General features: G+C 33.6%; 17 protein-coding genes. 13 read left to right on the plus strand and 4 right to left on the minus strand.

Annotation, left to right across the window (positions count from 1 at the left end; all coding sequences use genetic code 11):
* The 8 genes from EMN46_RS15215 to EMN46_RS15250 form a co-directional block, all read left to right on the plus strand.
* A partial coding sequence (locus EMN46_RS15215) for an SDR family NAD(P)-dependent oxidoreductase (protein ID WP_154201678.1) occupies window positions 1–290 on the plus strand: 290 nt, incomplete at its 5' end.
* A 212-nt stretch (window positions 291–502) separates the two neighbouring features.
* On the plus strand, window positions 503–1,540 hold the full coding sequence (locus EMN46_RS15220; protein WP_154201679.1) for a sugar kinase: 1,038 nt from the start codon (window positions 503–505) through the stop codon (window positions 1,538–1,540).
* Between the two features lie 92 nt (window positions 1,541–1,632).
* The gene (locus EMN46_RS15225) at window positions 1,633–2,310 is read left to right on the plus strand and encodes a bifunctional 4-hydroxy-2-oxoglutarate aldolase/2-dehydro-3-deoxy-phosphogluconate aldolase (RefSeq protein ID WP_154201680.1); all 678 of its coding nucleotides are present in this window, start codon (window positions 1,633–1,635) and stop codon (window positions 2,308–2,310) included.
* A gap of 300 nt (window positions 2,311–2,610) precedes the next feature.
* The gene (locus EMN46_RS15230; RefSeq protein WP_154201681.1) at window positions 2,611–3,318 is read left to right on the plus strand and encodes a FadR/GntR family transcriptional regulator; all 708 of its coding nucleotides are present in this window, start codon (window positions 2,611–2,613) and stop codon (window positions 3,316–3,318) included.
* A 261-nt stretch (window positions 3,319–3,579) separates the two neighbouring features.
* Entirely contained in the window at window positions 3,580–4,329 is a 750-nt protein-coding gene (locus tag EMN46_RS15235) for a sulfite exporter TauE/SafE family protein (RefSeq protein WP_154201682.1), read from the plus strand.
* An 18-nt stretch (window positions 4,330–4,347) separates the two neighbouring features.
* The gene (locus EMN46_RS15240) at window positions 4,348–5,382 is read left to right on the plus strand and encodes a sugar kinase (protein ID WP_154201683.1); all 1,035 of its coding nucleotides are present in this window, start codon (window positions 4,348–4,350) and stop codon (window positions 5,380–5,382) included.
* Window positions 5,383–5,486: 104 nt separating this feature from the next.
* Entirely contained in the window at window positions 5,487–5,945 is a 459-nt protein-coding gene (locus EMN46_RS15245) for a DUF1847 domain-containing protein (protein WP_154201684.1), read from the plus strand.
* A gap of 15 nt (window positions 5,946–5,960) precedes the next feature.
* Entirely contained in the window at window positions 5,961–6,626 is a 666-nt protein-coding gene (locus EMN46_RS15250) for a PHP domain-containing protein (protein WP_154201685.1), read from the plus strand.
* Between the two features lie 193 nt (window positions 6,627–6,819).
* On the opposite strand, the gene EMN46_RS15255 is transcribed toward EMN46_RS15250, so the two are convergent.
* From EMN46_RS15255 to EMN46_RS15265, 3 genes are all read right to left on the minus strand, one after another.
* The gene (locus tag EMN46_RS15255; RefSeq protein ID WP_154201686.1) at window positions 6,820–7,383 is read right to left on the minus strand and encodes a sugar O-acetyltransferase; all 564 of its coding nucleotides are present in this window, start codon (window positions 7,381–7,383) and stop codon (window positions 6,820–6,822) included.
* A 236-nt stretch (window positions 7,384–7,619) separates the two neighbouring features.
* Window positions 7,620–9,050 (minus strand): SDR family oxidoreductase, encoded by a 1,431-nt coding sequence (locus tag EMN46_RS15260; RefSeq protein ID WP_154201687.1) that lies wholly within the window; start codon window positions 9,048–9,050, stop codon window positions 7,620–7,622.
* 264 nt (window positions 9,051–9,314) lie between these two features.
* The gene (locus EMN46_RS15265) at window positions 9,315–10,523 is read right to left on the minus strand and encodes a winged helix-turn-helix domain-containing protein (RefSeq protein WP_154201688.1); all 1,209 of its coding nucleotides are present in this window, start codon (window positions 10,521–10,523) and stop codon (window positions 9,315–9,317) included.
* Between the two features lie 387 nt (window positions 10,524–10,910).
* Between EMN46_RS15265 and EMN46_RS15270 the strand changes: the two genes are divergently transcribed.
* From EMN46_RS15270 to glpC, 5 genes are all read left to right on the plus strand, one after another.
* A complete protein-coding gene (locus EMN46_RS15270) occupies window positions 10,911–11,528 on the plus strand; it encodes a CAP domain-containing protein (RefSeq protein ID WP_154201689.1) in 618 nt (205 codons plus the stop codon).
* A 379-nt stretch (window positions 11,529–11,907) separates the two neighbouring features.
* Window positions 11,908–13,803, plus strand: a complete 1,896-nt coding sequence (locus EMN46_RS15275; protein ID WP_154201690.1) for an ABC transporter substrate binding protein — start codon at window positions 11,908–11,910, stop codon at window positions 13,801–13,803.
* 511 nt (window positions 13,804–14,314) lie between these two features.
* The gene (gene glpA, locus EMN46_RS15280; RefSeq protein WP_154201691.1) at window positions 14,315–15,940 is read left to right on the plus strand and encodes an anaerobic glycerol-3-phosphate dehydrogenase subunit A; all 1,626 of its coding nucleotides are present in this window, start codon (window positions 14,315–14,317) and stop codon (window positions 15,938–15,940) included.
* A gap of 12 nt (window positions 15,941–15,952) precedes the next feature.
* Window positions 15,953–17,194 (plus strand): glycerol-3-phosphate dehydrogenase subunit GlpB, encoded by a 1,242-nt coding sequence (gene glpB / locus EMN46_RS15285; protein WP_154201692.1) that lies wholly within the window; start codon window positions 15,953–15,955, stop codon window positions 17,192–17,194.
* 7 nt (window positions 17,195–17,201) lie between these two features.
* Window positions 17,202–18,461 (plus strand): anaerobic glycerol-3-phosphate dehydrogenase subunit GlpC, encoded by a 1,260-nt coding sequence (glpC, locus tag EMN46_RS15290; protein WP_154201693.1) that lies wholly within the window; start codon window positions 17,202–17,204, stop codon window positions 18,459–18,461.
* Between the two features lie 173 nt (window positions 18,462–18,634).
* Here the strand turns inward: glpC and EMN46_RS15295 are convergent, their stop codons facing one another.
* The gene (locus EMN46_RS15295; protein WP_154201694.1) at window positions 18,635–20,590 is read right to left on the minus strand and encodes a response regulator; all 1,956 of its coding nucleotides are present in this window, start codon (window positions 20,588–20,590) and stop codon (window positions 18,635–18,637) included.
* Between the last annotated feature and the right edge of the window lie 2 nt (window positions 20,591–20,592).

A 20,592-nucleotide genomic window follows, 5' to 3' on the forward strand; every position in this document is an offset into this window, starting at 1 on the left:
CATCTAAGGGAGCCGTTCAATCACTTACAAGATCATTAGCAAAAGATTTAGCTGAATATGGAATTAGAGTAAATGCTGTATCTCCTGGTACAATTGATACACCATTTCATGCTCAAATTAAAGCAACTAAACCTGAGGTATTTGCTTCATGGGCAAATAATATTATGCTAGGAAGAATAGGTAAACCAGAAGAAGTTGCTTCGGTTATATCCTTTTTAGCAAGTGACGATGCATCCTTTATGACAGCTGAAACTGTTCAGATTGGTGGAGGTCAAGCCTTAGGCATATAGTATAAATACTTTTACTTATAGAAGTTAGAGCAGATGAATTTCCAGAATGAGTCGTTTATCTGCATTAGAATACCCTTTTTTCTTAATAGGTAAGCATGTTGATATCAATGGAGGTTTATTGTTTTATAAATCTTTGATTAGCAGATTCCGGGAAGATGTATTATACCCAATCGTTTCCCGGAATTTTGTTTAATATTTAGAATCAAATTAATATGAATCAGAAAGTTATTAGTTTCGGAGAAATTATGTTGCGTTTATCAACGCCTGGATATAAAAGATTCAATCAAGCGTCAGAGTTTGTTGCAACTTATGGTGGAGGAGAAGCCAATGTTGCAGTTTCTTTAGCAAACTATGGCATCCCAACAGAATTTGTAACGCGTCTGCCAAATAATGATATGGGTAGAGCGTGTACTATGGAATTACGAAAATATGGCGTCGGAATCGATCAAATCATTTATGGAGGAGAGAGATTGGGAATCTATTTTTTAGAAACAGGTGCAGTTAGCCGTGGAAGTAAAGTTGTTTATGATCGAGCAAATTCTGCTGTTTCTCAGATTGAAATCGGTATGATCGACTGGGATAAGGTTTTTGAAGGAGCCACATGGTTCCATTGGACAGGAATTACTCCAGCAATTTCGCAAGGAGCTGCTGATGTTTGTCTCGAAGCCATTAAGAAAGCCAATGAAAAAGGTATTACGGTATCGTGTGATTTGAACTATCGAAAGAATCTTTGGAAATATGGTAAAACAGCTGGTGAAGTTATGCCAGAGTTGGTTGCAGGTACAGATATTATTCTTGGAAACGAAGAAGATGCTGAAAAGGTCCTTGGTGTGAAAGCAGAAGGTGTTGATGTAACTGGTGGACACGTAGAAGGTGCAGCTTATGAATCTGTTTCGAGACAGATTATGAAGCAATTCCCTCGTTGTAAAAAAGTAATTACCACTTTACGTGGATCAATTAATGCGAATCACAATTTATGGTCAGGTGTACTTTGGGATGGAAAGACACTTTTTGACTCTCCAACTTACCAAATTACTCACATTGTTGATAGAGTAGGTGGCGGTGATTCGTTTATGGGAGGATTAATTTATGGCTTATTAACTTGGCCAAAAGATGATCAGAAAGCACTAAATTTTGCAGTTGCTGCGTCGTGTCTTAAACATACCATTTTTGGTGATTTTAATCAGGTGAGTGTTGATGAGGTAGAAAAATTAATGAGTGGAGATGCTTCCGGAAGAGTAGCACGATAAAATAATAATGAGTTATGAATTAGAAATTTATAATGATAACTAACGCATTGATAATTTTTAATTCGTAATTCTCAATTCGTAATTTAATAAATATGGCTCAGTTTTCAAGAATAGAGGTGGCATTAAAGATGGCAGAAACAGGAATTGTACCTGTTTTCTTTCATAAAGATATTGAAATTTGTAAAAAAGTTGTAAATGCTTGTTACAAAGGTGGAATTCGAGTTTTTGAATTCACTAATAGAGGAGATTTTGCTCATGAGGTATTTGCTGAATTGATTAAATGGTCTACTATTAATACACCTGAAATGATTTTAGGTATTGGCTCAGTTGTCGATCCAGGCACAACATCATTATATATTCAATTGGGAACTAATTTTGTGGTTTCTCCAATTTTGAATCCAGAAATGGCAAAAGTGTGTAATCGAAGAAAAATTCTTTGGTCGCCTGGTTGTGGTAGTTTAAGTGAAATCAACTATGCTGAAGAATTGGGTGCTGAGGTTTGTAAAATTTTCCCAGGTTCTTCGGTAGGTGGTCCCGATTTTGTAAAAGCTATAAAAGGACCTTGCCCTTGGTCTTCGATAATGCCTACAGGTGGTGTTAGTCCCGATGAGGAGAATCTTTCTGCGTGGTTTAAAGCAGGGGTGACTTGTGTGGGGATGGGATCACAATTGATTGGTAAAAATATTATAGAGAGTAACGCTTATGAAGAGTTAACTCAAACTGCTATGAAAGCATTGAAGTTTGTACAAAAAATTAAAAAGGAAAAATAAGATTACAGCGTGTGAAGTAGAAAAAGTTAGGTGTATTTGTTTGGAATGTAATTTAAGCTTAGCTTGGATGACCAGTTTGTTAATTTGATATTGTATTTAGAATATTCAGTTTTTGTTTTGAGGAAAACTCTAGTTTATTGTGGTTTTTTAATGTGTTGTAAACAACTATTTTACATCGTTCTTGTGAGTTATATACATAATTGATTTTGTACATAGTTTGTATAAGGATGAAAAGTGATTAAATTTGTCCAACCAATAGCGTTTTTGCTATTAGCTAGAATGAAAGTAATTGTTATTTATATGGACTTATTAGATAATTTTAAGACGATTGAAGTTGTAACACCTGTTGATAAAATTATTCGTCAGATTAGAGGCTTAATTGTTTCGGGGTATTTAAACCCTGGTGATAAATTACCTTCAGAAAGAAAGCTTTCAGAAAAGCTAGGAGTTGGTAGAACGTATATTAGAGATGCTATAAAAAAATTAGAATTTTTTGGCGTATTAACCACTCTACCACAATCTGGTGTTATTGTAAATGGAATTGATATTTCAGCAATGGAAGGTCTTTTTTCTAATATAATGAAAATAGAGCGACCAGATTTCTTTTCTTTGGTAGAGACTAGGGTTACTATGGAGGTTTTTTCGATGCGATGTGCTGCCGAAAGAAGAACAGAAGATGATTTAATAGAATTAGAAAAAGCATTGGAAGCATATGAAGAGAAGGCTAAAAAACACCTTCCTGCTGAAAATGAAGACTTTTTATTTCATTTAAAGATTGCTGAAGCTGGACATAATGCGGTGATAAAAGCCATGATGCTAATTATTTTGCCGGATATTTTAGCCATATACAGACAAGAACATGTTTGCCAAAAAGATGTGACTGAAGGAAATTCCAATGAACATCGAGATATTCTAAATGCAATAAAAGAGCAGGATGGTGAAAAAGCAGCTTTACTAATGGAGAATCATTTACAGAATGTCTTAGATTTTAGTAAAAGAATGTTGTAATTAGATAATGCGTAGATAGGTATTTATTGCAATTTGGATGTGTCATTTCCATGCAAAGTATTCTTTTATAATAACCACTTTCCTCAATTACTAGGTCAAGAATTTGCTTGATCTACTTCACTTTTATACTCAAAGATGAAATTAATATTTCAATTCATTGAGTGTTTTTTGTTACCTTTTTTTTTCAAGTCAGGCTCGTTTTTATTTACTAATCGTTAGAATCAGACATTAATTCTGATTTTCTAGTGTAAAGGGTGAATTATGGATTTATTAGAAGTCATTTTTATTGTTGGGGCAGGTGTTTTTGCTGGATTTTTAAATGTTCTTGCAGGAGGCGGCTCATTAATTACCTTGCCACTTCTCATCTTCTTGGGATTACCTCCAACCATTGCCAATGGAACAAATAGAATTGGTATTCTAGCTCAAAATATATTTTCAGTTGCAAAGTTTAATCAAAAAAAGGTACACTCTTATCCTTACAGTATTTATTTGGGCATATCTGCTTTAATAGGTTCAATCATAGGTGCTTTTCTTGTTGTTGATATTGATGAAGAACTTTTCAAACGTATTCTTTCCATTGTAATGGTATGTGTGGCCGTTTTAATTCTCTTCAATAATAAAGCTGGAGAATTGGCTACTGGGGAGAAAATGGAATTTAAAAACCAAATGTGGGGGGTAATCAGCTTCTTTTTTATTGGTATTTATGGTGGTTTTCTGCATGCAGGTATTGGCTTTATTGTTATCCTAGCCCTAACTAAATTAAATGGTTTCTCTTTGGTAAAAACCAATAGTATAAAAGTAACTGTGGCCTTAGTTTATACTTTTGCTGCAGTTGGCGTTTTCATTTATAAAGATGCTATCAACTGGAAATATGCATTAATTCTTGCTGTAGGAAATGCGCTTGGAGGATATTTGGGAGCTGCTTTTTCTGTAAAACGAGGCGACAAATGGATAAAAGGGATTTTATTAGTAGCCATATTGGTTTTGGCTGTTAAATTGTGGTTTTTTTAAATTGATAAATTTTTTTCAATGACTAATAAAAAAGTAATCACTTTTGGAGAAATTATGTTGCGATTGGCGACACCTGGTTACAAACGATTTTCTCAAGCGAGTACACTCGAAGCGACTTATGGTGGTGGTGAAGCAAATGTATCTGTATCACTGGCAAACTTTGGTATTCCCACTGCCTGTGTAACACGTTTGCCGAATAATGATATGGGGAGGTTTTGTGTAGAATCTCTAAAGGAATATGGTGTAGATACAAGTTCAATTGTATTTGGAGGTGAACGTTTGGGAATCTATTTTTTGGAAACAGGAGCTGTTGCTAGAGGTTCTAAAGTAGTTTATGATCGAGCAAATTCTGCATTTACAGGTTTTGCAAAAGGAATGATCGATTGGGATGAGGTATTTCAAGATGCGGTTTGGTTTCATTGGTCTGGAATTATACCTGCAGTTTCGTTTGGTGCTACACAGGTTTTAGAAGAGGCTCTTGAAAAAGCTAATGAAAAAGGCATTACCGTTTCATGCGATGTGAATTATCGAAGTAAGTTGTGGCATGATGGCAACAAAGCAGAAGAAGTTATGCCGGGTTTAATTGAGAGAACAAATGTGCTTATTGGAAATGAATTTGATGCTGAGAAAGTTCTTGGAATTCATACCAATTTGCCTTCTGATTCAAAATATTCAAAAGTAACATTTGGAGAGGTGTCCAAGCAGCTCATTTTAAGGTATCCTCGATTAGAAAAGGTAATTACATCGAGACGAGGTACTATTAATGCAAATTACAATACCTGGGAAGGAATGCTTTTCGATGGGGAACAGGTTTTTGAATCGGTAACTTATCCTATGACTCATATTGTTGATCGAGTTGGAGGCGGAGATGCTTTGATGGCTGGTTTAATTTATGGAATGCTCAAATGGCCTACGAATAATCAGAAAACCATTGATTTTGCAGTTGCTGCTTCTTTCCTAAAGCATACCATTACTGGTGATGTAAATGATGTTTGTGTTGAAGAAGTAGAACATTTATTAAATGGAGATTTAGGAGGAGAAATAGAAAGGTAAGCACTTCTCAAAACCTAACATTAAAAAAGCTCATCAATTAAAAGTTATTAAACTGATAATAGCTTATAAATATTTTTGATATACGTTAAAACAATAGAAATACGATGAAGAATTTGTACACAGAAGAATTTCGTGAAATTATGAAAGTTAATTATGATTATACTAGTATGAGTTCAACTCGTATCGAAGAAATCATGAATTTTGCAAGGGGTATTAATTTTGAGCGAATAGGAATTGCACATTGTATTACATTTTCAAATGAAGCTCAAATATTGAAGCAATATTTTTCGAAATACTTCGATGTTTATACTATTGATTGTAAGTATGGAAGGATAACTAAAAAGGATATTATTGGCGGAACTGGTGGTCGTATATTATGTAATCCTGCTGGACAAGCCGATTATTTAAATAAGAAAAATACAGAATTAAATATTTCGATGGGTTTATGCGTTGGTCATGATATGATATTTAGTAAAATGTCGAATGGTTTGGTTACAAATTTATTTGATAAAGATTTTACAAATAATAACAATATGGCGGAGGCTATTTCTCATATTTATTAAGTAAAATAATATACTATGAAAACAATTGATTTACACATTCACACAACAGCATCAGATGGTACCTATACACCTAAAGAGCTTGTTAATTATGCTGTAAAAAAGAAACTTTCAGCTATTGCTATTACCGATCATGATACCATGAGAGGTATACAAGAAGCAATGGATTATATTACGGAATCACAACTCCCAATAGAGCTTATCCCGGGTATGGAAATTTCAGCTTTAGGTTTAGGAGAGTTTTATGGAACTCACATTCTAGCCTATTTCCTTGATAAAAATAAGGAAGAATTAACTAATATCTTAAATAATGTAGAGGTTGATCTTCGCAAAAGTTCGGGAAGTCCAGAAGAGGTTATAAAAATTGTTTCGAAATATGGTGGAATTACCTCTTTAGCACATCCCTTGGAATATTCTTATTCGATGCCAAAATTGGAGAAACTTATTGGGGAACTTGCATCTTTGGGTTTAAATGGTGTTGAGTCAATTTACACGACTCACTCTGATGATCAAATTAAACAATTTAAAGCGATAGCTAAAAAATATAATTTGATTTATACTGGAGGCTCAGATTTTCACGGAACCAGAAAACCCGGTGTAGATTTGGGAAATGGTTTTGGAGACATGGTAATTCCTTATGATATAGTGAATTCGATGAAGAAAAAATCGATCGAGAATAATTAACTGTATGACAAATGATTATCAAATTTATGGTATTGTGCGATATGGAGTGTGATGCGTAATTAGCTCACTAATATTTAGTTTGTTTTTTTTAGATTTGGTGGATGTCATGCAATAATGAATAAATAAAATCAACTGGTATTCGGCAATTATCTGCTTACCGAATATCAGTTTTATGCTTATTAAAAATGGCTAATCAGCAGGGATCTAATTTTCTAATCACCTTACAAGGATTGCCTGCTGCAAATACATCTGAAGGAATATTTTTCGTAACAACACTACCAGCACCAATTATAGTTCGGTCTCCAATACTAACTCCTGGGCATATTACAACACTTCCACCAACCCAAACGTCTTCTCCAATTGATATGGCTTTACCTAACTCAAGTCCTGTAGCTCTTTCTTTATAGTTGATTGGATGTGTAGCTGTATATATCTGGACATTAGGCCCAAATATAGTTCGATTCCCAATTTTCACTTGCATGACATCTAATACAACACAGTTGAAATTAAAAAACACTTTTTCTCCAATAACTATGTTTGATCCATAATCACAATAAAATGGAGGTTGTATCCACAAATCATCTTTTGAATTCGGAATTAAATGATTAAGAATTTCTTGTCGTTTATCTTTCTCATCTTCTTTGGAATCATTTAAATCTTTCAATAACAATCTAGTTCTTAGTCTTTCATTTGAAAGTTTTGCATCTAAAGCGTTATATAATTCACCCGAAAGCATTTTTTCTTTTTCTGTTTTCATCTTTTGCTATTCGCTTATTTCTATATGGTATTCTTTACAATTTAAAACTTGAGTTTTATGGAATGTTACATTTTAAACTTGCAATACCGTTTATTTAAGTGTTTAAATATAGTACAAATTGAAATATTTTAGATCTTGTTTTATCATGCAGGCTAAAATGGATCCGCTTATTGCATGACTTTAAAAGCGTCAATAAAAATTGGTTCTGTGGTATAAGAAATTGGCTAAGTAGCGTTTCAATGAGTTTCGGTATTTGATGTAATTTGTTTTATCATTCCCTTAAATATAAATCCATGAAAAGGGTATACGGCATACCAATATAATCTACCTGCTAGGCCTAATGGTCTGAAAGTGGCAGTCTGAATAAGTTCATTGTTAACAAGCTTAAATTCTAACCAAGCTTCCCCAGGTAGCTTCATTTCAGCAAATAAGAGTAAACGTCCTTCGTTTTTGTTAGCATATAATACGCGCCAAAAGTCAATAGAATCCCCAACATTAATAGTAGATGGATTAGTACGTCCTCGTCTAAGTCCAACACCGCCAAATAAGTTGTCTATAAAACCTCTAGTTTTCCATAACCAGTTTCCATAATACCATCCGGTGTTTCCACCAATACGCCAAATTTTATCGATACAAGCTTCACGATTTTCAAAAGGTCTCGTTCGGTTATCTTTGAAACATCCAAAAGAGGGAACTTGAATAAATTCAGATATGTTGAAATTTATATCGCTACTAGAATAGGCATCTTTCCAGCTTGAGATAATTTCGTTGCTTTGAATTTTACTAAAGGCCCTTTTTAAAGAATCTTTATAGCTTAATGGGCTTACTCCAAGAATTGTGTCTAGCCGATTATCACGACAAGTCACTTCTATTTTCATACTATGTACTAGTGATGTGGCGAGCTTGTATGAGGTAGATGTAACAAAATATAACCAGTAGGATGAAAGCTTGGGAGTCATTATGGGAACAACAAAGATTCTACGTTTTAAATTCCGCACTTTCGCAAAATCTAAGAGCATGTTTTTGTAAGACAATATATCTGGACCACCTATATCAAAATTTTGATTAAACGTTTTTGAATTGAATAATGATTTGGAAAGGAATGAAATAACATCTGAAATACCAATGGGTTGACATTTGGTATGCAACCATTTTGGCGTAATCATAACAGGTAGTTTCTCAACTAAATCTCTAATAATCTCAAAAGAAGCACTCCCAGATCCAATAATAATTCCGGCCCTTAAGGCGGTAAAATTATATTCACCTTTGCTAAGTTCCAATTCTACATTTTTTCTTGAAGTTAAATGTTTGGAGAGTTCTGCCTCATTAACAATACCACTTAAATATATAACATGATTTACTTTTGTTTTTTGAAGTGCATTTCTAAAGTTTATGGCAGAAGTTTCTTCCAAGGATTGATAGTCGTCAGATGATGACATGGAGTGTACTAAATAGTAAGCACCATCAATATCTTCAGGGATATTTTCTAAAGATTTCTCATCTAACAAGTCTAACTTAAGCACTGTAATGTTTTCTTTTAAAGATTCAGGAGGATTGAATCTTTTTATGTCTCTTACACAGCAAACCACCTCATGGCCTAATTCAATTAGAACAGGGAGTAGTCGTTTACCAATATATCCTGTTGAACCTGTTAATAGTATTTTCATTTTAATGAATTTAAGGTTACTGTGTTAAGCTTATATCGAATTTTCGCCATGTTTCATAGTTTACCGTTAAATAACCTTACTAAGGTAAAGTATAGTCAGCGATCTACAAAGCCCCGCTTTGAATTTGAACGCGTATTAGGTATTGCTATTTAAAATGTTGCTTAGAGGTAAACTTCAATGCTTTATAAAGTTGTCAAGGTCAGATTTTTCCATTTATAATATTATCTAAAATTTATCGTCTACTGATTTATTTTGATTGTTAATTTACCTAATCAACTCTACTATTTTAGTTTCTAAAATAGGTTTGAAAAGGCTGGGAGTTGTTCTGTGTAATATGACTTTGTTACAATCGTTAAATTTCATAAAAGCTTCAAGTTCTTTAGATAAGGCAATAGAAAAAGCTTCGGTCTTTATAAAATTTGGTTCTAGAGCTAAATGGTTTATATGTAAAATAAATGTCTTTCTCTCAGCCTTACAATCCATTCGTGCAACGAGTTTTCCATTCCATAATATGGGTAGTGAGAAATAACCATATTGGCGTTTAGCTTCGGGAACATAACATTCAATTAAATAATCGAAATTGAATAAGTCTTTCATTCGCTTTCGCTGAATAAGTAGATTGTCAAAAGGAGAGAGGATTTTAAGTTGTGAACGAGATAGAGGTTTTTTTAATAGTTCCAATGAATTTGGCAAAGCGTAATAGCTGTTTTTCTTTACGTCAATCTGCAAAATTTCTTTATTAGAAATCATATCTTTCAATGTAGAATTAACTAGAGGTTTTGTGTTTTTTAGTAGATAAGCTATCTCCGAAGCTTGTCCTAAGCCATTGCTTTGCAGGTATCGCGATATGAGGAAACGGGTATATTCTTCCTTGCTAGGTATAGTCGTATCTATATCGTTCGGAATAACACGTTCTGTTAAGTCGTAAACCTTGTGGAAATTTCGACGAGAAGAAATCATCAAGTCACCTTGCATAAACAAATTTTCCAAGGCTTGTTTTGTAGGTTTTGTTCGCCATTCACCTACTTTTTGTCCTTTAAAGTCAAAATCTTTAGCCATTAAAGAACCTTCGTCGGTAATACGTTTAAGTACCGATTTCATTAGTTTATCATCACGTTTATACCAATGATTTTCTGTTCCATTTAAAATGGCTTGTTTGCGAAATAAGCTATATCGATAATCTCGCATTGGCAGGTAAGCTGCGGCATGCGACCAGTATTCAAATACCTGTTTGTTTGCAATCAGTTGGTCAAGGTGATCGTTTTGGTAGCGAGGGTTACGATTCCACATCGTATGATGATGTGCACGTTGAATAGCCGAAATTGTATCAATTTGAATATAACCAAGGTGCTCAACAACTGATAAACTTGCATCAATTGCTTGACCCGTTTGTTTTGCTGGTGGAATTTTTTGCGATAACAAAACCAATTTTTGAGCTTCTTGTAGGGAGAGTGATTCCGATGTTTTGGTCATTTATTTCTATTGGGTTTTAGATTTTAGCTTGTTTTGACTAACACTATCTATAGCGCTATTCATTTCTTTAATGGTATTGAGTAAAGTATGCTTGTGAATATTTTTTATCTAAGATAAGTGTGTATTCTTTAAAAGCAAGACGTTTCATATATAAAAGGACGTATTAAAAGAGTAGTCTTTTTTACGAGTATTTTTTAGTTGTGATTTAGATCTAACAAATGGGTATTATATAGTTTAAGCATTTATAATTTGAGTAATTCGTTTATACTTAGTATTCTTCTGTCAAAAATATATCTTCATTCAATTAAAACTGTTTTAAATATCATCTCATCTTTGTATATTTATTTCAGATTTTGCGTTCTGATAGAACACCTTAAAACCAGCATTATGAATAAGCTTTTAAATTTTATTTTTTTCTCACTTACCCTTTTGCTGATTTCTTGTGGAGATACAAGTGAGAATGATTTTAGCTTCGTGGAATCGTCAGAAGCTTCGAAAATCAATGAGATAAATAGAAAAGAAGCCTTTGATTATTTGAATGCTGTTCGAAATGAACCAGCGGCATATAGTGATGAGTTAGGTGTCGATTTATCAGATGTTGAGAAACGCCCACAATTAATTTGGAATGAAGAATTGGCTACGGCAGCTTATAATAAAGTTAAAGACATGGCAGAAAAAAAATATTTTTCGCATGTTGACTCGGCTGGTTATGGTATGAATTATAGAATAAATGAAGCAGGTTTCCATCTTGCCGATTATCTGTTACAATCTAAAACTGCGAACAGCTTTGAATCAATAGCTGCTGGAACAAAACTCAATACGGGGAAAATAATGATTCAACGGTTGATTATAGATAAAGATATTGAAGGATTCGGACATAGAAAACATTTACTAGGGATGACTGATTTTTGGGCAGAATCAGCATATTGTGGAATTGGCTTTTACAAACAGCCCGGCTCAAGATATACTCATTATATTTGCGTACTGATAGCGAGACATGAATAAAATAGCTGTATTGTATTAAGTGTCTTAGGAGTAGGGATTCTGTTTACGGAAAGAAGGATTTAGTTTATATCACGATCTCCAATTGGTAGTAAATTTACATCAGAAAGTGTAATGTCTTAAAAGTTAAAATGTAAGATCTAGTGTTTCCTTATTTCTTGTGTATTTTGTAATTCCCCATATTAGTTTAAAAATAGAGGTGGAGGTGCTTCGTAATTTGACATGTTTACAGTCACCTTCCTTTGTTTGTGAAATATAATATGTAAAAACTTCCTTAATTTGTATTGAATCTTAAATGTCTAATAACACTTTTTGTCTATGTAATTTGCTCAAGATTATTCTTACTTTACAAGAATAACAATCCTAAAGTAAATGAACAATTATGAGTAGAAAATACATACGATTTTTCGCAAGCATTTTTCTAATTTGCCTATGTAGTTCTCTTATAGCTCAAAATATTAAATCCCCAAAAGAAAAGAATATCCTCATTCTACATAGTTATCATCAGGGTTTAGAATGGACTGATAATATTTCAGAAGGCATTTTGTCTGTTTTTCAAGATAGAAACGATATTAATCTGTTCTTTGAGTATTTAGACACTAAACGAAACTATTCTCAAGAGTATTTTGATGCACTGAAAGAGATATATAAGAATAAAACCAAACAGAATCCATATACAGTTATTATTACCTGTGATAATGCGGCTTTTGACTTTATGCAAAAGTATAGTGATGAATATTACAATGGTGTTCCAGTTATTTTTTGTGGTGTAAATAATTTGGATAAAACGATATTAAATGAAGTTCCTCATTTTTATGGTTACGATGAAACAGTTGATTATAAAAGCACGCTAAATGCTATAAAGACGATATTTCCTAACAAGAAAAATGTATTAATCGTTAACGATCACACTTTAACAGGAAAAACGATTCGTAAAGAATTAGAAAAAATTCTGCCTCAATTTGAAAATGACCTGAATTTCGAGTTTATGTCTGAATTTAGTATTGATGAACTTAAGAAAAAGGTAAAATCTCTAGATGATACTTATGCTATCTATTTATTGGTCGTAAATAGAGATAAGGATGATAATTTCATCTCTTATAAAAACGGTATTAGGGCAATAAATAAGGTTAGTAAAGTTCCTATTTTTGGTTCGTGGGATTTTTATGAAAATAAAGGTTTGTTAGGTGGGAAAATTACAAGGGGCTTTAATCAAGGTAAATATGCTGCTTTAATGGCAGAAAAAATAATTGAAAATGGGATATCAGATAGTATATCTCAGTATAATAGTGGTGTTAATTCATATGTATTTGATTATAATGAGATGGAGAAGTTTGGTGTGTCTTCTAATCGACTTCCAGAGGGTAGCCTAATCATTAATAAGCCAAAAGGGAATGAGTCTCTATTTAAAATCATATTATTAATATTTTCTCTAGTTCTGCTTATAACTGTAATTGTTTTAGTAATTAGATTGAGAATAAAAAGAAGACGAGAACAGGCCCTTCAGAATTTAGTCAATGAAAAGACACATCTATTGACAGAAATGAATTTATCTCTAAAACATATTATATCCCAGAAAGATAGATTTTTATCAATAATATCGCATGATTTGAGAGGACCATTTAATTATTTGGTTGGTTTCTCAACCATGTTGAACAATGAATTTGATACATTGGACAAGGCAACTCAGAAAGATTTTATCAATACAATTCATCAGGGTATCGATCGCACTTATAAATTATTGGAGGATTTGTTATCATGGTCATATTCGCAGAGTGGTGCGATTAAATTTAAACCTGAAGAGATAAATGCAGGCGAAATAGTAAAAGAAATAATTGAGGTGATGAATTTTTCCTTGGAGCAAAAAAATATTAAGCTAATTAATAATGTGAAAGAATCTGTTTTTGTTAGTGCAGATAAAAATATGCTTTCAACAATTATAAGAAATCTTTTTTCTAATGCTATTAAGTTTACACCCAAAGAAGGCGTAATAGTGCTTGATGCCCAGGAGATTATTGGTGATAATAAAAAGAGTTTTATTGAATTTTCAGTAAAAGATACAGGTGTAGGAATAAGCAAGGAGAATCAATCTATGCTTTTTGATATTGCCAAGGTGTCATCAAACAATGGAACAGATGATGAGCCAGGAACAGGACTAGGTCTTATTCTTTGTAAAGAATTTACAGATAAACATAAAGGTGAAATTTGGGTTGAGAGTGAACCTGAAAAAGGGAGTAGGTTTGTATTTACAATGCCTGCTTTTGAAGCTGAATTTTAAGTCTATTATTGGATTGTGCAAGAGGTGGCTATGTAGCTTTGAGAATTATTTATGTTTTGTTATTTTTCTAATATTCAATTTTTTGTTCAGTGATTCCTATATTTCTTTAGATTAAATCTTATTTTTTGGTAGTAGAACCCATTTTTTAAAGTATTTCAAGGTGATTTTGTTTAAGCAACTTTTTTATCCTCGTGCTTAAATTAGTTTGTATGTCAAGTCCTAAAATATTTCCTCAATTGTTATTTTGAAATATCTATATATCCAATTTCAACTTTTATGCTTACTAATGCTATTTAAGAATAGGTTCAAATTTAAATAAATACGTCTTATTTTGCGATTTTAATTTAAGACTAAAATCTTGAGTTTTTCATTAACACCCACTGTGTTAGTTTGTTATTATATAGAATACATCTAAAAGGAAAGTACTGTGTAATACTAGGTGATTTTTTTATACATTTGTAACTGTGATTCAGTAATGAATATTGAAAGGTGTAAAAAAAATAAACTCATCATGAACAAGAACAATTCCAAAGAATACGATGTGATAATCATTGGTGGCGGAGTCACTGGCGCAGGAACGGCACGAGATTGTGCAATGCGCGGACTGAGCGTTTTACTTGTAGAGCGTCATGATTTTGCTACTGGGGCAACAGGACGTAATCATGGATTATTACATAGTGGTGCTCGTTATGCAGTAACTGATCCTGAATCGGCTTCGGAATGTATTAAAGAAAATATGACTTTGCGACGTATCGCAAACCATTGCGTTGAGGAGAATAATGGTCTATTTGTTACCTTACCTGAGGATGATTTGGCTTTTCAATCCCAATTTGTAGATGCTTGTAAAACGGCGGGTATTGGAACTGAAATTCTAGATCCTGATTTTGCTCGTCGTCTCGAACCATCGGTAAATCCTAATTTAAAAGGTGCCGTAAAAGTTCCTGATGGATCGGTTGATCCTTTTCGTCTGACGATGTCGAACATGTTGGACGCTAAAATTCATGGCGCAGAACTTTTAACTCAGCATGAAGTAACAGATGTGATCTGTGAGCAAAATAGAGCTATAGGTGTTGAGTTATTTAATCATGCAAAAAATGAAAAAGTAAAGTATTACGCTAAAATAATAGTGAATGCTGGAGGTATCTGGGGACATCATATTGCAAGTCTTGCAGGTATTAATATTAATATGTTTCCAGCAAAGGGATCTCTTCTTATATTTGGTCATCGTGTAAACAAAATGGTGCTTAACCGATGTAGAAAACCAGCTAATGCTGATATTCTAGTTCCAGGCGATACTATTTGCCTGATTGGAACCACATCGGAACGTGTTCCATACGATCAAATTGATAATATGTTTGTCTCTCAGGCAGATGTGGATGTTCTTATTCGCGAAGGTGTAAAACTTTCGCCATCGCTAGCTACAACTCGTATTTTACGTGCTTATGCTGGAGTTAGACCTTTAGTTGCAGCTGATAATGATCCTACAGGAAGAAATATTAGTCGTGGTATCGTGTTACTTGATCATCAGGAACGCGATGGACTTTCTGGTTTTATCACAATTACCGGTGGTAAGCTAATGACTTACCGTTTAATGGCTGAAGAGGCTACCAACTTAGTTTGTAAAAAGCTCGCTGTTGATAAGCAATGTGAAACAGCAGAAAAGGCGTTACCAGGTTCAGAAAAAAGTGATTTGTCTTTAGATAATGCAACCGATAAGATTTACTCAGGTATGAGTATTGCTCAAAAATCGGCGAAAGATCGTCATGGAACTCTTGCCAAAAATATTGCTGTCGGAGATAGTAATGACGACTCATTGGTTTGCGAATGCGAGGGTGTTTCGATAGGTGAGGTGAAATATGCAATTAAAGAATTACATGTCAACAACTTGATAGACTTGCGTCGTAGAACTCGTGTAGGCATGGGAACATGTCAAGGCGAACTTTGTGCTTGTCGTGCTGCCGGACTTCTTTGTGAGTCGTTGGAAGAACCCGGTGAAGCAAAAGATGACTTGGCCAATTTCCTTCAGGAACGATGGAAAGGCATGTCGCCAATTGCATGGGGAGATACGATTAATGAGGTTCAGTTTACCTCTTGGATTTACGAAGGTATTTATGGATTGAAACCAGATAACAATTAAGCTCGAAACAATATGAAGTTCGATAATATTATAATAGGAGGTGGGTTGAGTGGACTCACATGTGGCATTAAATTGGCAGAGCTAGGGAAAAAATGTGCGATTGTTTCATCGGGACAAAGTGCCATTCATTTCTTTTCAGGATCATTAGATTTACTTGGAAAAGTGAATGGCGAAGAAGTGTCTAATCCGCTTGAAAGCATTAAAACATTAGCAGATAATCATCCTTACCAACGTGTAGGAATTGATAATATGACTCGTTTAGCTGATGAAGTTCCTCAGTTTTTGGATCGTGCAGGCTTGAAATTTTCTGGAAATGCGAATCAAAATCATTTTGTGCTTACGCCAATGGGGGTTATGAAACCAACTTGGTTGACTATTGAAGATTTTACTCGATTTGAGACAAAGGACTCATTTCCATGGAAAAAAGCCTTAATAATAAACTTTAGTGGATTTTTAGATTTTCATACACTGTTTATAAAGGATGGTTTGAAAAAGTTAGATGTGACTACTCAGATTAAGAATGTTTCGATGAAACAGTTCGAAGCTATTCGTAAAAATCCGAGTGAAATGCGTTCTACTAATATCGCTAAAGTATTCGATAATGGAGATGCTCTTGATGAATTTGCTCAAAAGGCAAATGATTTAAGCGAAGGTTTCGACGTGGTGATATTGCCAGCCGTATTTGGTCTTTTGAACAAGCAAATTGTTTCGGAAATTAAAGCAAAAATACTTAAACCACTTGTCCTTCTTCCAGCTGTACCACCATCGGTACCGGGTATTCGAAGTCAGATATTGCTTCGTAAGAGATTTCAGGCCTTGGGTGGAACTTACTTTTTAGGCGATAATGTTGAAGAAGGATTTTTTGAGAACAACCGACTTGTTGCTATTGCAACCAATAACCATGGCGATATTAAGCTAAAAGCTGATCAATTTATTTTGGCAAGTGGAAGTTTTTATAGCAAAGGAATTGTAGCGACTCGAGATAAAGTATACGAACCAATTTTTGGTTTAGATGTTAATGGCGAAACCAATGGGTCTGAGTGGAAAGACGAGAAGTTTTTTAACGATCAGCCTTATATGCATTTTGGTGTTAAAACTGACAGCCAATTTCATGCAATGATAAATGGAGAGCCTGTAGAGAATTTATTTGTAGCAGGTTCTGTATTAGGAGGAGCTAATGCTCTTAAGGAAGGTAGTGGTGCAGGTATCAGCTTATTGACTTCGTTGCATGTAGCTGAGCAAATTTTAAAATAAGTGTAGGATGAAAAAGGAGATATTTGAGCCGTTTAATGTTAGCGATAATAATTTTGAGCAGTGTGTAAAATGTACTATTTGTACCGTTTACTGTCCTGTTTTGGAAGTTAATCCAGATTATCCTGGACCTAAGCAGTCGGGACCTGATGGAGAACGATTACGCCTAAAGGATGCAAGTTTTTACGATGAGGCGTTAAAGTTATGTCTTAACTGTAAACGTTGTGAGGTAGCTTGTCCACACGGTGTTAAAATTGGAGATATTATTCAGTTAGCTCGAATTAAATATAGCAAGAAGAAGCCAAAGGTTAGAGATATGATTTTGGCTAATACAGATATTGTAGGAACAATGGCGAGTACATTTGCACCTATAGTTAATCCTATAGTTGCTCTTAAGCCAGTTCGACGTATAATGGATTCTGTGCTTAAAATTGATCATCATAGAATATTCCCTAAGTATGCAGGATTGAGATTTGAATCTTGGTATCGCAGATACGCAGAAAAGAAACAAAACGATTTTAAGAAGCATGTTAGTTATTTTCATGGATGTTATGTGAATTATAACTTTCCTCAGTTGGGTAAAGATTTAATTAAGATTATGAATGCTTGTGGTTATGGCGTTCATCTTCTCGAAAAGGAAAAGTGTTGTGGTGTTGCTTTAATTTCCAATGGGTTGATTAAGCAAGCAACGAAGCAGGCTCTTCATAATGTAGAAGCTTTTAAGAAATCTATTGTAGATAAGAATATGCCAGTCATATCTACATCATCAACTTGTATTTTTACTATTCGAGATGAGTATCCACATTTATTAGGTATCAAAAATGACGAAATTCGTGACGAAAGTGAATTGGCTACCCGTTTTTTATATCGTTTAATCGATTCAGGAAAATTGAAACTAGTTTTCAAAAAGAATTATAAGAAACGTATTGCCTATCATACACCATGTCACATGGAGAAATTGGGTTGGTCAATATATTCAACATCGCTTTTGCGTATGATTCCAGGCGTAGACTTTATGGCACTTGAATCGTTATGTTGTGGTATTGCTGGTACTTATGGTTTCAAAAAGGAGAATTACGAAACTTCACAAGGTGTTGGTAAACCTCTTTTTGAGCAAATAGAAAGTTCAAAAGCAGATTTTGTTGCTACCGATTGTGAGACTTGTAAGTGGCAAATTGAAATGTCTACTTCTTTAAAGGTTCAGCATCCAATTTCTATACTTGCCGAGGCATTAGATGTGGAAGCTACAATGAAACTATGGAACGCGTAAATTGTTGAAAATTAGAATGAACGCCTCTTTTAGTGAAAGGCATTCATAAAAAGAATTTATATAAGTAAAGTCTAGTTTTTCAGATGAATGTCGTAGATATAGGATCTGTATTTCCTTTATTTACGGCATTTTTTTGTTGAATTTTAAACTTAGTTTAATTGTGATACTCTATTTTATCCTTTATAAAAGTGTTTTTTTATGAGAGTAAGTAATATTTTTGAATTAATAGGTTTTGATAAATAATCATTACATCCTGATTCTATAGCTTTTTCTTTATCTCCAGATAAACCATAGGCTGTTTGTGCAATAATGATTACATTTTTATTAAACTCTCGTATTTGTTTTGTGGCTTTATAGCCATCCATTTTTTGCATTTTAATATCCATTAAAATCAAATCAATATCAGGATTATTACGACAAGCTTCAACGGTTTCAATTCCATTTATGGTCTTTATAATTTTGTGACTAAATTTCTTGCTAATTATTGTTAATAATGATGCCGATGTTTCATCATCTTCAGCAATTAATATTTTTAAATCTAAGGATTTGGGTAGAATAGTACACTCTTCCTGATCTAATATTATCTCATTATTGGTATGGTGTTTTTCATTTTTTTCGGTATCATAAGGCAATGTGAAATAGAATGTTGATCCCAATCCTTCTTTACTTTCTACCCAAATAGTTCCACCAAGCATTTCGACATACGATTTGGTAATTGTTAAACCAAGTCCGGCACCTTGTAGTGCCATTTTATCCATAATATCAGCTTGTATAAAACGTTCAAAAATAGCAACTAAACGGTCTTTCTGTATTCCAATTCCTGTATCTTTCACGTAAAATTCGAGTTGTGTCTCCTTTCTATTGTAACCAAACTCTATAGAACCTTTGTTTGTATATTTAATAGCATTTTTTACGAGGTTTGTGATAATTGCAAAAACTTTTTCGCGGTCGGTAAAAATGACTGCTTCGTCGGTTGGTAATGTGTTTTTGAAAGTTAGTTTTAATCCTTTTTCTTCAGCTTCAGGTTTGAAGAACGTATCTATATATTCGATTTGTTCATTAACGTTTGAATATTTTTTGTCAATTTTCATTAAGCCAGCTTCAATCTTCGAAATATCAATAATATCATTGATGATATTTAGCATACGCAGACCGCTTTTTTCAATCAATTCGATAAATTCCTTCTGCTTATAGGACTCAAGTTTTGGTTCTTTAAGTAAACCTGCAAATCCGAGTATGCCATTCATTGGCGTTCGAATTTCGTGGCTCATATTAGATAAAAATGCTGTTTTTAAGCGATCACTTTCCTCGGCTTTTTCTTTTGCTTTAATTAATCTTATTTCCATTAATTTTTGCTCAGAAATATCGGTTTGAGAACCAGCTACCCTGTATGGTTTGTTGTTTTTGTCGTATATGGCTTTTCCTCGAGCAAAAATCCATTTATACTGACCATTTTTGCATTTTAATCGAAATTCAGCCTTATAAAAAGGCGTTTCTTTTTTTAAATGGTTTCCAAGTGCAGCAATAGTCAATTCTTTATCATCAGGATGTAGGAGTGATTCCCATGATGAATAATTATTCTCAATTTCATGATCTTCGTATCCCAGCATTGATTTCCATCGTGAGGATAAATAGATTTCATTGGATTTTAAATCCCAATCCCATATGCCATCTTGAGAACCTTCTATAGCTAGCTTAAATCGTTCTTCACTTATCTTTAGTTTTTCTCTATTTATGGCACTTTTTTCAATTTCCTCTTTCAGTTGAAGCGCCTTTTTCATTGCAGAATCTAGGCGTGTAAGTCTTTCTTTTACCACATAATCCCATGCGCCTTTTTTTATAGTTTCCGCAGCGGTTTCTTCATCTATTGTTCCGGTAACAATGATAAAAGGTGTCAATGGACATTTTTGTTTGGCAAATTCTAAAGCATCTAATCCCGTGAATCCAACAAGGTTGTAATCTGAAAGAATAATATCTGGAATATAGTCATCAATGGTTTCCATAAAATCATCAAACTCAAAAACATGTTTGAATTGATGTTTTATTGAACTTTTTAAAATCTGATGATGAATTAATTCGGCATCATATATATTATCCTCTAAAAGCAATATTTTTACGGTTTCTTTCATGC

The sequence above is a fragment of the Ancylomarina sp. 16SWW S1-10-2 genome, from assembly GCF_009669305.1.
Classification (GTDB): domain Bacteria; phylum Bacteroidota; class Bacteroidia; order Bacteroidales; family Marinifilaceae; genus Ancylomarina.

What these genes read in the sequence shown, in the direction of transcription:
- EMN46_RS15220 (WP_154201679.1), top strand. Translation starts at nt 503, where the DNA reads ATGAATCAGAAAGTTATTAGTTTCGGAGAAATTATGTTGCGTTTATCA.
- EMN46_RS15225 (WP_154201680.1), top strand. Translation starts at nt 1,633, where the DNA reads ATGGCTCAGTTTTCAAGAATAGAGGTGGCATTAAAGATGGCAGAAACA.
- EMN46_RS15230 (WP_154201681.1), top strand. Translation starts at nt 2,611, where the DNA reads ATGGACTTATTAGATAATTTTAAGACGATTGAAGTTGTAACACCTGTT.
- EMN46_RS15235 (WP_154201682.1), top strand. Translation starts at nt 3,580, where the DNA reads ATGGATTTATTAGAAGTCATTTTTATTGTTGGGGCAGGTGTTTTTGCT.
- EMN46_RS15240 (WP_154201683.1), top strand. Translation starts at nt 4,348, where the DNA reads ATGACTAATAAAAAAGTAATCACTTTTGGAGAAATTATGTTGCGATTG.
- EMN46_RS15245 (WP_154201684.1), top strand. Translation starts at nt 5,487, where the DNA reads ATGAAGAATTTGTACACAGAAGAATTTCGTGAAATTATGAAAGTTAAT.
- EMN46_RS15250 (WP_154201685.1), top strand. Translation starts at nt 5,961, where the DNA reads ATGAAAACAATTGATTTACACATTCACACAACAGCATCAGATGGTACC.
- EMN46_RS15255 (WP_154201686.1), bottom strand. Translation starts at nt 7,383, where the DNA reads ATGAAAACAGAAAAAGAAAAAATGCTTTCGGGTGAATTATATAACGCT.
- EMN46_RS15260 (WP_154201687.1), bottom strand. Translation starts at nt 9,050, where the DNA reads ATGAAAATACTATTAACAGGTTCAACAGGATATATTGGTAAACGACTA.
- EMN46_RS15265 (WP_154201688.1), bottom strand. Translation starts at nt 10,523, where the DNA reads ATGACCAAAACATCGGAATCACTCTCCCTACAAGAAGCTCAAAAATTG.
- EMN46_RS15270 (WP_154201689.1), top strand. Translation starts at nt 10,911, where the DNA reads ATGAATAAGCTTTTAAATTTTATTTTTTTCTCACTTACCCTTTTGCTG.
- EMN46_RS15275 (WP_154201690.1), top strand. Translation starts at nt 11,908, where the DNA reads ATGAGTAGAAAATACATACGATTTTTCGCAAGCATTTTTCTAATTTGC.
- glpA (WP_154201691.1), top strand. Translation starts at nt 14,315, where the DNA reads ATGAACAAGAACAATTCCAAAGAATACGATGTGATAATCATTGGTGGC.
- glpB (WP_154201692.1), top strand. Translation starts at nt 15,953, where the DNA reads ATGAAGTTCGATAATATTATAATAGGAGGTGGGTTGAGTGGACTCACA.
- glpC (WP_154201693.1), top strand. Translation starts at nt 17,202, where the DNA reads ATGAAAAAGGAGATATTTGAGCCGTTTAATGTTAGCGATAATAATTTT.
- EMN46_RS15295 (WP_154201694.1), bottom strand. Translation starts at nt 20,590, where the DNA reads ATGAAAGAAACCGTAAAAATATTGCTTTTAGAGGATAATATATATGAT.